Source organism: Gelidibacter gilvus (assembly GCF_004115975.1).
Lineage (GTDB): Bacteria > Bacteroidota > Bacteroidia > Flavobacteriales > Flavobacteriaceae > Gelidibacter > Gelidibacter gilvus.
On record NZ_SDDZ01000002.1, the window covers coordinates 119098 to 134111 of the forward strand.

14 protein-coding genes are annotated in these 15014 nt (G+C 37.2%); 5 read left to right on the forward strand and 9 right to left on the reverse strand.

The features are described from left to right. Positions 1 to 7 precede the first annotated feature (7 nt). A complete protein-coding gene (locus tag ESZ48_RS04585; protein WP_129016154.1) occupies positions 8 to 1048 on the forward strand; it encodes a glutathione synthetase in 1041 nt (346 codons plus the stop codon). 394 nt (positions 1049 to 1442) lie between these two features. Here the strand turns inward: ESZ48_RS04585 and ESZ48_RS04590 are convergent, their stop codons facing one another. Both ESZ48_RS04590 and ESZ48_RS04595 read right to left on the reverse strand, forming a co-directional pair. After that, positions 1443 to 1859 carry a thiol-disulfide oxidoreductase DCC family protein gene (locus ESZ48_RS04590; RefSeq protein WP_129016155.1) on the reverse strand — a complete coding sequence of 139 codons (417 nt, stop codon included), beginning with the start codon at positions 1857 to 1859 and terminating at the stop codon, positions 1443 to 1445. Positions 1860 to 1986: 127 nt separating this feature from the next. Next, entirely contained in the window at positions 1987 to 4152 is a 2166-nt protein-coding gene (locus tag ESZ48_RS04595) for an endonuclease MutS2 (RefSeq protein ID WP_129016519.1), read from the reverse strand. Between the two features lie 115 nt (positions 4153 to 4267). Here ESZ48_RS04595 and ESZ48_RS04600 point away from each other — a divergent pair, with 115 nt between their 5' ends. Beyond that, positions 4268 to 4942, forward strand: coding sequence for a uracil-DNA glycosylase (locus ESZ48_RS04600; protein ID WP_129016156.1), 675 nt, complete (start codon positions 4268 to 4270; stop codon positions 4940 to 4942). Positions 4943 to 5183: 241 nt separating this feature from the next. Here the strand turns inward: ESZ48_RS04600 and ESZ48_RS04605 are convergent, their stop codons facing one another. From ESZ48_RS04605 to ESZ48_RS04625, 5 genes are all read right to left on the reverse strand, one after another. Continuing rightward, positions 5184 to 6038 carry a substrate-binding domain-containing protein gene (locus tag ESZ48_RS04605; RefSeq protein WP_129016157.1) on the reverse strand — a complete coding sequence of 285 codons (855 nt, stop codon included), beginning with the start codon at positions 6036 to 6038 and terminating at the stop codon, positions 5184 to 5186. 94 nt (positions 6039 to 6132) lie between these two features. Beyond that, complete coding sequence (locus ESZ48_RS04610) at positions 6133 to 7002, reverse strand: nucleoside phosphorylase (RefSeq protein WP_129016158.1); 870 nt, start codon at positions 7000 to 7002, stop codon at positions 6133 to 6135. After that, on the reverse strand, positions 7002 to 7931 hold the full coding sequence (locus ESZ48_RS04615) for a DUF1835 domain-containing protein (RefSeq protein WP_129016159.1): 930 nt from the start codon (positions 7929 to 7931) through the stop codon (positions 7002 to 7004). Before ESZ48_RS04615 ends, ESZ48_RS04610 begins: the two co-directional genes overlap by 1 nt. Continuing rightward, positions 7931 to 8254, reverse strand: a complete 324-nt coding sequence (locus tag ESZ48_RS04620) for a translation initiation factor (RefSeq protein ID WP_129016160.1) — start codon at positions 8252 to 8254, stop codon at positions 7931 to 7933. Before ESZ48_RS04620 ends, ESZ48_RS04615 begins: the two co-directional genes overlap by 1 nt. Positions 8255 to 8326: 72 nt before the next feature. Further along, complete coding sequence (locus ESZ48_RS04625; protein ID WP_129016161.1) at positions 8327 to 9277, reverse strand: isopenicillin N synthase family dioxygenase; 951 nt, start codon at positions 9275 to 9277, stop codon at positions 8327 to 8329. Between the two features lie 149 nt (positions 9278 to 9426). On the opposite strand from ESZ48_RS04625, the gene ESZ48_RS04630 reads away from it, so the two are divergent. Both ESZ48_RS04630 and ESZ48_RS04635 read left to right on the forward strand, forming a co-directional pair. Further along, a complete protein-coding gene (locus ESZ48_RS04630; RefSeq protein ID WP_129016162.1) occupies positions 9427 to 11427 on the forward strand; it encodes an alpha-ketoacid dehydrogenase subunit alpha/beta in 2001 nt (666 codons plus the stop codon). Between the two features lie 315 nt (positions 11428 to 11742). Further along, entirely contained in the window at positions 11743 to 11946 is a 204-nt protein-coding gene (locus ESZ48_RS04635) for a putative signal transducing protein (RefSeq protein WP_129016163.1), read from the forward strand. A gap of 67 nt (positions 11947 to 12013) precedes the next feature. On the opposite strand, the gene ESZ48_RS04640 is transcribed toward ESZ48_RS04635, so the two are convergent. Continuing rightward, a complete protein-coding gene (locus ESZ48_RS04640) occupies positions 12014 to 13330 on the reverse strand; it encodes a dipeptidase (protein WP_129016164.1) in 1317 nt (438 codons plus the stop codon). 47 nt (positions 13331 to 13377) lie between these two features. Here ESZ48_RS04640 and ESZ48_RS04645 point away from each other — a divergent pair, with 47 nt between their 5' ends. Further along, on the forward strand, positions 13378 to 13797 hold the full coding sequence (locus tag ESZ48_RS04645) for a 3D domain-containing protein (RefSeq protein WP_223266359.1): 420 nt from the start codon (positions 13378 to 13380) through the stop codon (positions 13795 to 13797). Between the two features lie 318 nt (positions 13798 to 14115). On the opposite strand, the gene ESZ48_RS04650 is transcribed toward ESZ48_RS04645, so the two are convergent. Further along, positions 14116 to 14676, reverse strand: coding sequence for an ExbD/TolR family protein (locus ESZ48_RS04650; RefSeq protein WP_129016165.1), 561 nt, complete (start codon positions 14674 to 14676; stop codon positions 14116 to 14118). Positions 14677 to 15014: the final 338 nt, after the last annotated feature.

Below are 15014 nucleotides of genomic sequence, written 5' to 3' on the forward strand. Positions count from 1 at the left end.
TGATAAAATGAAAATAGGATTTATAATAAATGACCACGCCACAGAAAAATGGAATTATACCACGCCAGCTTTGGGATACGCTGCTTATAAAAGAGGGCATGACGTGTTTTTTATCGGGGTTGGTGAATTGTCGTATGCTTCAAAAGGGCATCTCTCCGTAAGATGTAAAACTATAAAAGATCGCGTTTTTAAAGGTGAGGAGACCTATTTTAAAGCCGTCCAAAAAGAAGAATTTGTTAACTTATCGTCCAAAGATTTAGATGTTCTATTTCTTAGGAATAACCCTGCAGATGAAATCAATGAACGTGATTGGGCCTATAATGCGGCCTTCATTTTTGGTGAAATAGCGATGAGCAATGGGGTCTTGGTGCTCAATCACCCAAGCAGTTTGGCGGGCGCGGTGAATAAAATGTATTTTCAGCATTTTCCTGAAATCCTTCGTCCAAAGACAATCATTACCAGGGATCACAATGAAATAAAAGAGTTCTTTAAAGAACAAAAGCAGAAAATGATCCTTAAGCCTTTACAAGGGTCTGGTGGGACCAATGTGTTTATGATGGATAAAAAAAATGAACACAATCTTTCCCAAACTATTGATGCCATTTGCCGTGACGGCTTTGTCATTGCACAAGAGTATCTTACTGAAGCTACAGGGGGCGACACGCGTTTGTTCTTAATGAATGGCGAACCTTTACAAGTCAATGGTCAATACGCTTTAATGCAACGCGTTAATGCATCGGGGGATATTAGAAGTAATATTCATGCCGGTGGGAAACCTGAAAAAGTCAAGATGACCGATCAGATTATGGAACTCGCAGATATAGTCCGACCAAAACTGGTTCAGGACGGTATGTTTCTCGTTGGCATTGATATAGTAGGCTCTAAGTTGATGGAAATTAACGTATTTAGCCCAGGAGGTTTAAATGTTATGGGCCAAATGTACGATGCTGACTTTGCAACACCCGTTATTGAAGCCATAGAACGAAAAGTCTATTATAAGAGCATGTACGGCGATTATCTGTATAATAGCAGATTGGCAACCTTATAAATTAGAGATTCAAAGCAAAGTTTTAGAACGAGAATTCTTGAAATTTAACTAAATATGAAAACAGTTATCGTGCAACATACCGGATATTAAGGTGAGCCATTTAAATTAAAGTATGTTTCGTTTTTTAGGATCTGAAAAACGACTTCTAAATCGTCTCAAAAATGTTATATGTAGATGATTTTGGCAGAGTTGATTATTTAATCAAATATATTAAAGCTTACAACGAGTATTTTATTTGATCACCTATCAATTCTATAAGTTTACGGTATCAAAATAATGTGCTATTAATCAAATTATTATTCCCTCAATAATATTTAAAATTTAGGTTTAGATTAATTACGTTTAAATTTAAAAGTTGTTATTAAAAAAGCCCTTTTACCGAGGGCTTTTTTTGTTATAAAAACTTAGATTTCAGTTCCTTGGTCGGAATCATACATTCATCTTTTTTACCATACCATTTATATCGGTTTCTTGCAATATAATCATACACCCAGTTTCTGATAAACGTGGGAACAATCAAAAAGACGCTCATGAGATTCCTTGGAAATCCAAGTTGAGATGCAATTTTTAAGGCTGCAGTCGATTTATAGGAAATCCCTTTTTCAGGAGAATAGAGTAGGATAGAATCCGTTTTTTTGGTATCAATTTTATGTTTTTTGAGAATGTCTTGCCCAACGTCGCTTTGTAGCGCAGCATATCGAAACACATCGTCCTTGTCATTTTTGATGACAAATTGCACGGAGGCATTACAAAGGTTACAGACCCCGTCAAAAAGAATTAGTTTTTTATTTTTTTCCAAATTTATGGACATAATGTTCTATTTTTTAAACTATTTATTCGATTGATGATCGATGTCGAAATTATGTACTCTATGCCCTTGATTGCAAATTGCATACTGCAACCTCCCAACTGAATACTGAACACTGAAGCCTGCCCACTTATTTCTTAACCGCTTCCACTAATTCCAACTGTTCCACACTCACATTAGTTGTAAACATCCCGTAATTGATTACCGCCTTATTTTTTTCAAGTTTATCAATGCTTCCAACAGCTCTTCCGTCCTGTAGCCTGACCCGATCGCCAATTTTAAAATTTGGAGTGGCTTTTGGTGCAGCCTCCACTTTTTTCTTGGCGGCTTTCTTTTTCTGACGAATGACTTCTACTGTTTTTTCGGCTTCCTTAATGACTTTTTGTTCTTTGGCTTTTTGAACCTTTTTTACTTTGGCTGAAACCTTCTGTCGTTTAGAATTTTCAATTTGAACCACTTTGAACAATTCCGACATCAATTCACGTTTTTGATTGTTATCAAAATAACGTTCGGCGAGATCATTCATTTTTTGTCCTAAATAAATCAGACGTTGATTGCTGTCATAGAGCTCTTGATAGCTTTCCAATTTCTTTTGTATTTTCTCATTGATTTCTTCCAACTTCTCGGCTTCGTTCAATTTTTTCTGTTCATTGACTTTTAGAGAGCGTTCCGTTTTTTCTAATTTGGAACGTTCTTTTTGAAGTTTAGCAATAGTGGCATCAAATCTTACTTTTCCGCGTTCTATTTTCTTTTTTGCGCGATTGATCAAACTGTAGGGAATCCCGTTTTTTTGAGCCACTTCAAAGGTAAAGGAACTTCCAGCTTGACCCAATGCAAGTTTAAACATCGGTTCGAGGCTTTTTTCGTCAAACATCATATTGGCGTTTTGCATAAAAGGCAATTCGTTGGCCAAAACTTTGAGGTTGGAGTAGTGGGTAGTAATAATTCCGTAAGCTTCTCTATGGTAAAATTCTTCCAGAAAGGTTTCGGCCAAGGCGCCTCCCAATTCCGGATCGCTTCCCGTTCCAAATTCGTCAATCAGGAAAAGCGTGTTGCCATTACACTTCTTTAGGAAGTAATTCATCTGTTTCAATCGGTAGCTATACGTGCTCAAATGGTTTTCTATCGATTGATTATCACCGATATCGGTTAATATTCGATCAAATAAACAGATTTTACTCCGCTCATGTACAGGAATTAAAAGTCCGCTTTGAAGCATGACTTGCAATAAGCCTACTGTCTTTAAGGTGATGCTTTTACCACCTGCATTTGGACCCGAAATCACAATAATCCTATTTTCAGGATGTAATTCTATAGACTGTGGAAAGGTTTTTATATTTTTCTTTTGATTAGAAATACAAAGCAAGGGATGGATGGCATCTCTCAGAACATAGTCTTTATTTTCAGTAATTTCCGGTAAAAGAGCATTGATGGATTGTGCATATTTCGCTTTGGCAAAAATCACATCCACATCGGTTAAGAAGGATTGATAATCCTTTAGCAATTCACGAAACGGTCTCGTAAAATTGGTGAGCTGTTTTAGTATTCTATTGACTTCTTCTGTTTCTTCAAATACTAAATTATTGAGTTCTCGAGTATATCTAAAGGTTGCTTCAGGTTCTATGTAAACAATACTTCCCGTTTTACTCCCTCCCAAAATGGCACCTTTTACTTTGCGTCGATACATGGCTTTGACTGCCAAAACACGTTTGTTTTCAACCACAGATTCTCTGATATCATCCAAATAATCCATGGCGCTGTAGGAATTCAATGCCGAAATAAAACTTTGGTTGATCTTGCCCCTGATATTATTGATCTCTTGCCGGAGTTTAAAAAGTTCTTCTGACGCATTATCCTTGACATCACCAAAACGATCGATGATGGCATCTATTTCATGAATCAATTCATTTGTAACAGGGATTGTTGAAGAGAACTCAAAAAGATTAGGGTAGTATTCCTTAAACTTTTTCAGAAAATTGATGATTTCATTGCTTGAGATGGAAATGGCTTTGATTTTTTTAAAACTGCTAGTTTCCAAGAATGAATTTTCAATTTTTAAAAATTGAATTTCTTTGGTGATGGGCTCGAATCCGTGATTTGGAATGCGATTGTCATTTTCAAAAGACCCTAAATAGTCATTGGTGAGCGATAAGGCTTGCAATACCTCTTCCCTTTTGCTGAATGGAATAATCTTTAATGCCTTTTCAGTCCCCAAATGAGTCATACAGTGTTCCGCCATCTGGTTTAGGACGGTATAAAATTCAATATCTTTTAAGGTTTTATCTTGAATATGCATTCTTTGTAGGGCATCTTTAATTGAGTTCAAATTTAAGGAATTTTAAAGTTTTGGGAGACTAAATTTATCACATCCCGAAAATCGTCTTATTTTTATCGAAAACAGAAAAATAATCATGGACATCAGGATACATTCGAGCTGGGAAAAGCCACTGCAATCAGAGTTTAAGAAACCTTATTTCAAGGATTTAATGACATTTGTCAAACATGAGTATGCCACCCAAACCTGTTACCCGAAAATAGAAAATATATACAATGCTTTTAATTGGTGTTCATTTAATGATGTTAAGGTGGTCATTATTGGTCAAGATCCTTATCATGGTGTCGGTCAGGCCAACGGTTTATGCTTTTCAGTGAACGAAGGGATGGCGCATCCACCTTCGCTCAGAAACATTTTTAAAGAATTAGAACACGATTTGGGCAAAACGTATCCCATCTCAGGAAATTTAGAACCCTGGGCAAAACAAGGCGTTCTTTTACTTAATGCAACTTTAACTGTAAGGGCAGGAGTAGCAGGAAGTCATCAAAAACAAGGTTGGGAAGTTTTTACAGATCAGGTTATTAAAACAATAAACGATCAAAAAAGAAACGTAATTTTTTTACTTTGGGGAGGTTTCGCCAAGGAAAAAGCGAAATTAATTGATACTTCCAAACATACCATTATCACCTCAGGACATCCGTCGCCATTAAGCGCGAACAGAGGGTATTGGTTTGGCAATAAATGCTTTAGTCAGGTTAACTCCCAGTTGGAGCAAGTTGGTGCGTCTCCAATTGTTTGGCAACTCCCGTAGATCCCTTAATAGACTTCAAGTCAACAACTTCCTTTTTGGATGTTTTATTACAACTGAATATAAGCAGGAGAAAATTTAAAACAATTAAAGAAGCAAGGATTAGAATAATGATCATAATCGTATATATTAAATTATGTCAGGGGAATTATGACGATTTGGACTACAAATGTAACTAATTTTGGAACAAATTCATGGCCAATCAACAAAAACTTAATAAAAGGTTAAAATCATAAAGGTGATATCATATGTCTTTGACAATCTTACGATAAGGTTTTTGTTCTGAAAGGATATCAAGCCTTATGAGTTTCTCTTGCACCTTTTTTACAGTAGCCTCATCCAAATTACTTTGCGACCATTCTGTTAAAGAAAGCCACTCCTGGACGTCTTCCAACTGCAGTTCATACCTGTTGGCAATCATTCTGTCAATACTTGGGATCTCCTTAAAATCGACCGTTGTATTATTTATAATTTCCAAAATAATTTTAACGATATTCTCATTGGCTTCTAAAAATTCAGTTCTTACAGCAATGACAAAACAAGGCCATGGCGTAGGACAATTGCCAATGTGCCTAAAAACACCTGCATCTACAATGGGTTTGGTCATAAACTTTTCCCACATAAAATAATCGGCCTCGCCATTGCTCAAGGCTTTAACGGCACCATCTAAATCCTGTATGACTTCAAATTTAAGATCTGTGTCCAGATCCCAATCATGATTTTCAGCATTAATGTAAGCCATTAGGTGTGACCCCGAACCATATCTGCTAATCGCACAGCGTTTTCCTTTTAAGTCGTCAATGGATTTAAATTCAGAGCCTTCCGCTACATGAATCCCCCATATAAGTGGCGTTTCTACAAAGACCTGAACGATTTTACTTGGGTTTCCTTCAGCAATATCCTTGACAATTCCCTCGGTCAAAATTACGGCCATATCAATAGTTCCTAACCTAAGCGCTTCGCTCATGGCGCCAGTACCACCAGGATAATCTTCCCAACGCAGATTAATATTCTCCTCCTTATATTCACCATTTTTCAATGTTAAATACCAAGCAAGATTAAAATGTTCAGGTACACCACCAATTTTTACTGTCGTCATTGAAAATCGTCTTTATTTAGCCCACAATCCCAGTTGCATTGGGGTGGAGTTTGTTAACTTAAATTATGAATTGAATTTCAGGATATTCTTCAAACTATTCTACCAATTTGCCTAATGTATATGCTATTAAATTATTAACCAGGGTTGTTGGATCCTTACTGAATTCGCCAGTCGCCCTATTGGCAATAATGGCATTCATAGATAAGGCTTTGTGGCCCAAAAGTGCGGATAGGCCATATATTCCCGCAGTTTCCATCTCTAAATTGGTAATGGGCATATTATTATAATCAAAACTGGCCAATTTATCGTTAAGGTCGTCATCCTGTAGGGGAAGCCTTAAAACGCGGCCTTGAGGTCCATAAAAACCAACATTGGTAGCTGTAAAACCTCTCACAGTTTTGTCTGAACTGAATTTATTGAACAAGGCTTCACAACATCTTACAATATAGGGCCTTGATTTTAACGGACTCCATTTGGTATGTTTTACTAAGGCTTCAGAAATCTCATGATGTTGAATGTGTTCACTTTTATAAAAATGCAATAAACTGTCAAACCCTGCCGCGTAATCACTTATTAGAAAAGAATCTAAGGGGATTTCCTTTTGAATGGAGCCCGAAGTTCCAATCCTTATGATTTCCAAAGAAGTGAGTTGGTCTTTGATTTTGCGTTTTTCTAAATCGATATTTACCAGAGCATCCAATTCATTGAATACAATATCAATATTGTCGGTTCCAATCCCTGTTGAAATGACCGTGATCCGTTTACCTTTATAAGTCCCGGTTTGGGTGTGAAATTCTCTTTTTCTTGTTTGAAACTCAATATGATCAAAATGTTGGGTCACACTGTCCACACGGTCAGGGTCACCAACAGTAATTATAGTTTTAGCAAGATTTCCTGGCCTTAAATTAAGGTGATAGACACTGCCATCTGGATTGAGAATAAGTTCTGATGCTTTTATAGACATTAGTTTGATTTTATGAGTTTATTTTCAATTTTGCTGAACTGAAAATCAATTTTTTTGACGCCTCCATAAGTCATTTTCGACGCCAGTTCTTTTGAGAAGTTGCCTTTTTGGGCCAAGGCATCATGTCCTTTTCGGTTGAGAACAATTTGGTTTTCTTCTTCAATATAAAATAGTTCAAGACGATCAATCATTCTTTCAATCTGTAGATCAGCAAATCCATAATAGCCTTGAAAATTTAGGAGGTATCCCATTAAATGGCGTTTTGAAGTTATTTTTTGATCTAAAATCATGTGAAGCGTATGGGTTTCTAAAGTTGAAAGCCCTGTTTTAGAATCAGGAAATCGTTCTAAATGTGCCTTTAGGCAATTGCTTAAATACGGAAATGACGATTTCTGAACAATAAATGGTTTAAAGAGATTGTGATCTTGACCACAATAGATCCGCCATAACGAACTCATCAATTCAATGTCCTTCCCGGAAAGCTTAATTTTATTTTCATATTCCTTGCGTAGTTGATCAGGTTTTAAATCGGCCAAAGCTTTAAGGTCTTTCTCACCTTTGACGCGGCCGCTACATACCAAATAGAGTGGGATTTCAATTTTCTTCTGTTTTAAAAGGTTGATAATGGCCATTAAATTGATATGACAGAACAAATCGTATTCAAACCATAATACAATTTCTTCAAACTGATCTGTATGGTTTAAAACGTCCAATTCACTGAGAAGTTCAGCCTCTGCGATTTCAATATCATAAAAATCCGATAAAAATTCTTTCCGGAGATTGAAAAACTCTTCAGTTTCAATCGCTTCTGTTGTCGGACCTTCACAAAGCATTTCTTGCCAGGTCAAAAAATCACCTTCAATCTTCAGTTCGTTCAAATAATCTGTCAGATTATTGCCGTTGGTAATGTGTAAAACTCCGAATCCCATTAGCCTCCCACACGTTTTACTGTAAATCCTTTTTCTTTTAAGATTTCCATAATTTTAACTCTATAATCGCCTTGAATAATTATTTTATCGCCTTTAAAGCTTCCGCCAACACTCAGTTTTGTTTTAAGTTCCTTTGCCAGTATCTTGAAATCTTCCGTAGCGCCCGTATAACCTTCAATAATGGTGATAGGTTTACCTTTTCGCTTTTCGTATTTACAAATAATGGGATCGTCCTGCAACCAAATATTAGAGGATGCAACTTCAGGTGTTTCTTCAGGGGTGTGTTCTGGGAACAACTTTTTGAGTTGGTCTTGTAAATCCATTTTTTTAGTCTTCAGTCCTTAGTTTTTAGTCTTCAGTTGCATGATTGCCAAATGAAAACTGCCAACTTCCGACTATTTCTTAATCAATCCTAATTCTATTAAACGCTCATGTAAAAACTCACCAGCCGTAATATTTTCAAATTGCTTCGGGTTGTCCTCATCAACACAACTTTCTAAAACATCCAATTTCATCTCACTAATGGGATGCATAAAAAACGGAATGGAATAACGTGAGGTTCCCCATAATTCTTTTGGAGGATTGACGACACGGTGGATTGTTGATTTTAATTTATTATTGGTGTGACGTGAAAGCATGTCGCCAACATTGATCATCAATTCGTCGGGTGCGGCAATGGCATCAAGCCATTCCCCTTTATGATTCTGAACTTGTAACCCGCGTCCTTGAGCGCCCATTAACAGGGTGATCAAATTAATGTCGCCATGAGCCGCTGCGCGAACAGCTTCTTTAGGTTCTTCGTAAATTGGTGGATAATGGATAGGTCTTAAAATAGAGTTGCCATTATGAATGTAATTGTCAAAATAAGTTTCTTCCAAACCTAAATGAAGTGCCAAAGCCCTAAGCACATATTTTGCTGTTTTTTCGAGCATAGCATAAGCTTCCTTTCCTACTTCGTTGAATCTTGGTAGTTCAGTAACCGTAACGTTTTCTGGATATTCTTTGGCTCGGACAGGATCATCTTCTACATATTGCCCAAAATGCCAGAACTCCTTTAAATCGCCTTGTTTTTGTCCCTTTGCACTTTCTTTTCCAAAAGACACATAACCACGTTGCCCAGCAATACCAGGGATTTCATATTTCCGTTTGGTTTCTACAGGTAACGAAAAGAAATTCTTGACTTCACTATAAAGATCACCTACTAATTTATCATCTAAAAAATGGCCTTTAAGAGCAACAAAACCGATCTCTTCATAAGCTTTGCCTATTTCATCAATGAATTTTTGCTTTCTAGCAGGATCACCAGAAACAAAATCCTGAAGATTAACACTTGGTATCACATTCATATTTATATAAGTTATTAGATTTAATTGCCTTTATTACAAAAGTAACGAAAATAGTGTTAAATGTAGTTGCTTTATTACGCTAAAAGATTGGGGGTTTAGAGTCAATCTCTCTATTTTTATTTACATTTGAACTTTAAAACTTGAACCTTATGTTGACATCTGCAAAGAGCCATATAAATTACGATAGGAAAAATCTTGATGATAGGATACTTCTTCAACTTTATAAGAATATGTTGAAGCCAAGATTGATTGAAGAAAAAATGCTCATTCTCATACGTCAAGGCAAAGTTTCCAAATGGTTTTCTGGTATTGGGCAAGAAGCCATTTCTGTTGGCGTGACTATGGCGTTGCAAACCAACGAATACATCCTGCCAATGCATCGTAACCTCGGTGTTTTTACAACCCGCGAGATTCCTTTGCACCGATTGTTTAGTCAATGGCAAGGAAAAGCCAATGGGTTTACAAAAGGGCGCGATCGTTCGTTCCATTTTGGGACCCAAGATTATCATATTGTTGGGATGATTTCACATTTAGGTCCGCAATTGGGCGTGGCCGATGGAATAGCATTGGCCAGTAAATTGAAAAACAAAGGTCAGGTTACGGCAGTTTTTACAGGAGAAGGAGGGACCAGCGAAGGCGATTTCCATGAAGCCTTAAACGTCGCTGCTGTTTGGCAATTGCCGGTCATTTTTTGCATTGAAAATAATGGCTATGGCTTATCAACACCAACTTCAGAACAATATTACTGTAAGGATTTAGCCGATAGAGGCAAGGGTTATGGCATCGATTCCTTTATTTTTGATGGCAATAATATTCTTGAGGTCTATGGTAAAGTGTTGAAGCTTGCCGAAAGCATACGCAAACGTCCGCGTCCTATTTTAATTGAGTTTAAGACATTTAGAATGCGTGGCCACGAGGAAGCAAGTGGTACTAAATATGTGCCAAATGAATTAATGGCAGAATGGGAAGTTAAAGATCCAATTACAAATTATAGAAACTACCTTCTCAACATAGGGGTGCTTACTGCTGCTAAAGATGAAGAGTTACGTCAGGCTTTTAAGACCGAAATTGACGAGGCTTTACAAGTTGCCGGCGCAGAGGAAGCGATAGTTGCCGATGAAAGTGTTGAATTAGGTGATGTTTACAGGCATTTTGAATATCAGCATGTTGAGCCGAAATCAAAACCAGAGAACATTCGGTTTATTGATGCCATTTCCCAGGGGTTAAGACAGAGTATGCAACGGCATAGAGATCTCGTTATTATGGGGCAGGATATTGCCGAATATGGTGGCGTGTTTAAAATTACAGAAGGCTTTGTGGAAGAGTTTGGAAACGAACGTGTGCGCAATACGCCTATTTGTGAATCGGCCATAGTGGAAACAGCTATGGGACTGTCTATTGCTGGTATGAAAGCGGTGATGGAAATGCAATTTGCTGATTTTGTGAGTTCAGGATTTAATCCGATTGTCAATTATTTGGCAAAATCACATTACCGTTGGAATGAAATTGCCGATGTGGTCATCAGGATGCCATGTGGCGCTGGTGTTGCCGCAGGGCCGTTCCATTCGCAGACCAATGAAGCTTGGTTTACAAAAACTCCGGGATTAAAAGTGGTTTACCCTGCATTTCCTTATGATGCCAAAGGTTTGTTGGCAACCGCCATCAATGATCCAAATCCGGTGATGTATTTTGAGCACAAAGCGTTATATAGAAGCATCCGACAAGATGTACCAACAGACTACTATACTATTCCTTTTGGAAAAGCATCACTCTTAAAAGAAGGTGAAGCAATCACTATTATAACTTATGGTGCTGGGGTGCATTGGGCTTTAGACACCTTGTCAAACAATGAAGATGTTTCTGCTGATCTCATCGATTTAAGAACTTTACAACCTTTAGATACCGAAGCCATTTACAAATCGGTTAAGAAAACTGGACGCGCCATCATTCTACAGGAAGATTCCATGTTTGGTGGAATTGCCAGCGATTTGAGTGCCTTGATCATGGAAAATTGCTTTGAATATTTGGACGCACCTGTCAAACGGGTGGCTAGTATGGAAACGCCTATCCCATTTATCAACCAATTGGAAGAACAGTATTTGGCGAAAGGAAAATTTGAATCGGCATTGAGAGAGGTTTTGGAATATTAGTTTTCAAGCCATATCCCGATAGATATTGCGATCCCGCATGTGTTTAGCAGATTTTATCATAGTATAGGTAAAGGCGCTGTTGGTGTTTTTATCCAGCAGTTATTTTAGGAAATTGGTATGAATTAAGCAAATGTTCTTTTCAAATAATTTTTATATTTCTATTATTAATGCGGTTGATGGTGTTTTTCACCAACAGTTTTACTCTTGACATGTTATGCATCAAACAAACGCTCGTTTGAGATCGTTTTATCTTCTTAATATTATTTTTTTTGATTAACTTACAGAGATAACGTCAATTTTTAAAAACAAGAGATTATGAGCGACATCAAAATATATTCAGGCAGTTCCCAAGTTAGGGTCATGGAAATTAAAAACATTCTGGAAAATGAAGGGATAGAGTATCAAGAGGTGAATAAAATGGATTCTTCTTATGCAGGAATTTTTGGAGAGATTCAAATTTTTGTTTCTGAAGCAGATTCTGAAAAAGTGCTTCAACTTATAGGAATTGAAAAAGAATAAATTTTCACTTATTTAAAAAGCAAAAAGTCCGCAACATGCGGACTTTTTTTATATAAACTGTATGTTCTTAACTCTGTAACTTTTTTGCCACAGCTTGAACATCATCCAATACTCGTAGTAAATTCCCGCTCCAAAGCAAACCAATCTGCTCTTCAGTGTAACCACGTTTTACAAGTTCTAAAGTAACGTTGAAGGTTTCTGAAGCATCATTCCAACCTTCAATTCCGCCGCCGCCGTCAAAGTCACTACTGATTCCAACATGTTCGATCCCGATTTTATCTACCATATAATCAATGTGATCTACAAAATCTGAAACATTCACCGCTGCTGGAACGTTTTTCATGGTTTTTAATTTTGCTTCTACTATAGGATTCACTTTTTGCAAGACTTCAAAATAAGCCTCGCGCTCATCTGCTTTCAGCTCTCGAACAGCGCTCCAATCTAAGTAAGCAACATTCATGCTATCCATAACTGTTAATGCAACCTCCTTTTTGAAAGCAGCACGTTTTTCAGATTTCTCTGTATTCAGATACGCTGGAAAAGCAACCGCTTGTGCTACGCCATTGTTCTTTTTCAACCATTCCAATTGCTCATCATCTAAATTCCGACTATGGTCACATAAAGCTCTGGCTGAAGAGTGGGAGGCGATAATTGGCGCCTCAGACAGTTCAATCATATCTCTCATTGCTTCTTTGCTTGGATGTGACACATCGACCATCATCCCCAAACGATTCATTTCTTTGATCACTTTTTTACCTAAATCACTCAATCCATTATGTAACCAAATGGAATCCGCTTCGCCAGTATTACTATCACTCAATTGGCTATGGCCATTATGGGCCAAAGACATATAACGTCCGCCTAAATTATAGAATTTCTCAACGTTAGAAACATCCTTTCCAACTGGGTAGCCATTTTCAATACCGATCATAGCGACTTTTTTGCCAGATTTCACAATACGTCGCACATCATCTGAAGTTAAAGCCAGTTCGATCTGTTCTGGTGCGATTTCCTCGACCAATTTATGGATGGCATCAAATTTAGACATGGCCGTTTCATGGGCTTTTTTAAAGCCAGCATTATTTAATTCATCTTGACCTGTGTAAACAATAAACCAAGCCACATCCAAACCTCCAGCATCCATTTTTGGCAAGGTGACTTGCGAATCAAGATCTTGGGTGTAGTTGAGATCCTTAGTGAAGTTTTTGACATCAATGTCACAATGTGTGTCAAGTGTTATGACACGTTCATGGATCGCTTTTGCGCGTTCTACAAGTGCAATGGAGTCTTGTGTTGGATCATCAGTTACTGTCATTTGTTTTTTCTCGTTTTTACAGCTCATAAAAAGCGCGATGAGACTTAGGGAAAGAATAGTTTTTTTCATGGAAGGTGTGTTAAATTTTAAAAGCCCCAAGTTACAAAATTGTATTTATGTTGTATATTTATTTTATGCAAATCCGATTTCTATTTTTGATACTCTTAGCCATGAGCTGTTCTGAAGAACAAAAAGAGGAGTCTGAACATGTTTGGGATTCCGTTACTGTAACGGCGTCTGCTTACAATTCTACGGTTAGACAAACAAGTGGAAACCCTAATATTACGGCATTTGGTGATAGCTTAAAACCAGGTATGAAGTATATCGCCGTCTCTCAAGATTTACTGCGTAAAGGATTAAAACATAACACGCCTGTCGTTATTGAAGGTTTTGATGGTGTTTATTTGGTAAAAGATAAAATGCACTTTAAATGGCGTAACCATATCGATATTTACATGGGAGAAGATATTGAAGCCGCGAGAAAGTGGGGAAGGAGAAAGGTGTGTATCGAATTCAGGTTGCCAAAAGAGGAGTGACAATTGGTGAACACGAACCTGCCCGTCCCTGCAGACAAATTCGTGTTTTTTCTACTTAATTTTATTAGTATTCGGTAAAAAAGATAATAAACCCATTTAAAACAAAGGATTTTACGAGATTTTCAAAATTGACAGCTTACTTTTTAGAAACTATTTCTATTAAAGACGATTGGGCAATTTTAGTTTAAACAATAGGTGTTTGTCAATTATTTACAATCAAGTCTTTGTTCCCTGCCTGCCGGCAGGTTTACTCTAGAAGCGAAGCGAGAATTGCTGAGCTTGTGGAAGCATCTTGATTCTTTATCGGACAACTATGATTTATTTTGTGTTTGTCTCCGAAAGTATAAATGGATACGCTTGTTTGATTTCTTTAATTTCAGCAGCATTTAATTTATCTGGAGATTTCCCAAAAACAGCATAGCCGTAAACCTCCCTTAGTTCATAATATGCTTTGGAGAGTTCGTCCTGAACGGCAATAAAGGTTGCATAATTAGAGTCTTCGCTCGTGGACAACGATACTACCGCATCCTCAGGATGGTCAGAAAATAATGCTAAGGATGTTCCGTTGCAATAGGTGCAAGAGCCATTACCGTTATTATCCAAAAATAATTTAGTGACAGCTTTCAAATCTTCAATTTCAATGCGTTCATTGTCCACCATCAATTCATTTTTCGAATTTAATACAATTCTTAAAATGTTACGTTCGTTGATTTCTATGGAACAGTCGGTTCCTGGTGGACAATTGGGAGGAAGTTTCCTGTTAATGCCCTTGTCAGCAGAAATCGTAGTGGTTACCAAAAAGAAAATCAATAATAAAAAGGCAATGTCTGCCATGGAGCCGGCATTGACCTGTGGCGCAGATTTTTGTGAATGTCTCATAGTGTGAAGTTTTAAGGATATGTTAACGAAATCACAAAATTGATGCCACTAAATACTGGCGCTTGATTAGGGCGCCAGTAAAATTGATGAAGGTTGAGTTCTAATCGTTTCCAAATCGTCATTTTGAGTACATGAAGAGTCGATTATTTTGGATAAAGTTTTCATTGTAAATTTAATTTAGAGCCAATCGTAATTCTTGGCAGATTGATGAAATTCTAATGGAATTAGTTTTTAAAACGTCTTTTGGTGTTCCAAGTAGATGTTTTTGAGTTCTGAAAGGTTCCTGTGGATTGATTACTGTTTAATGTTCTCATGATTTCTATAATTTAAATAGTGAT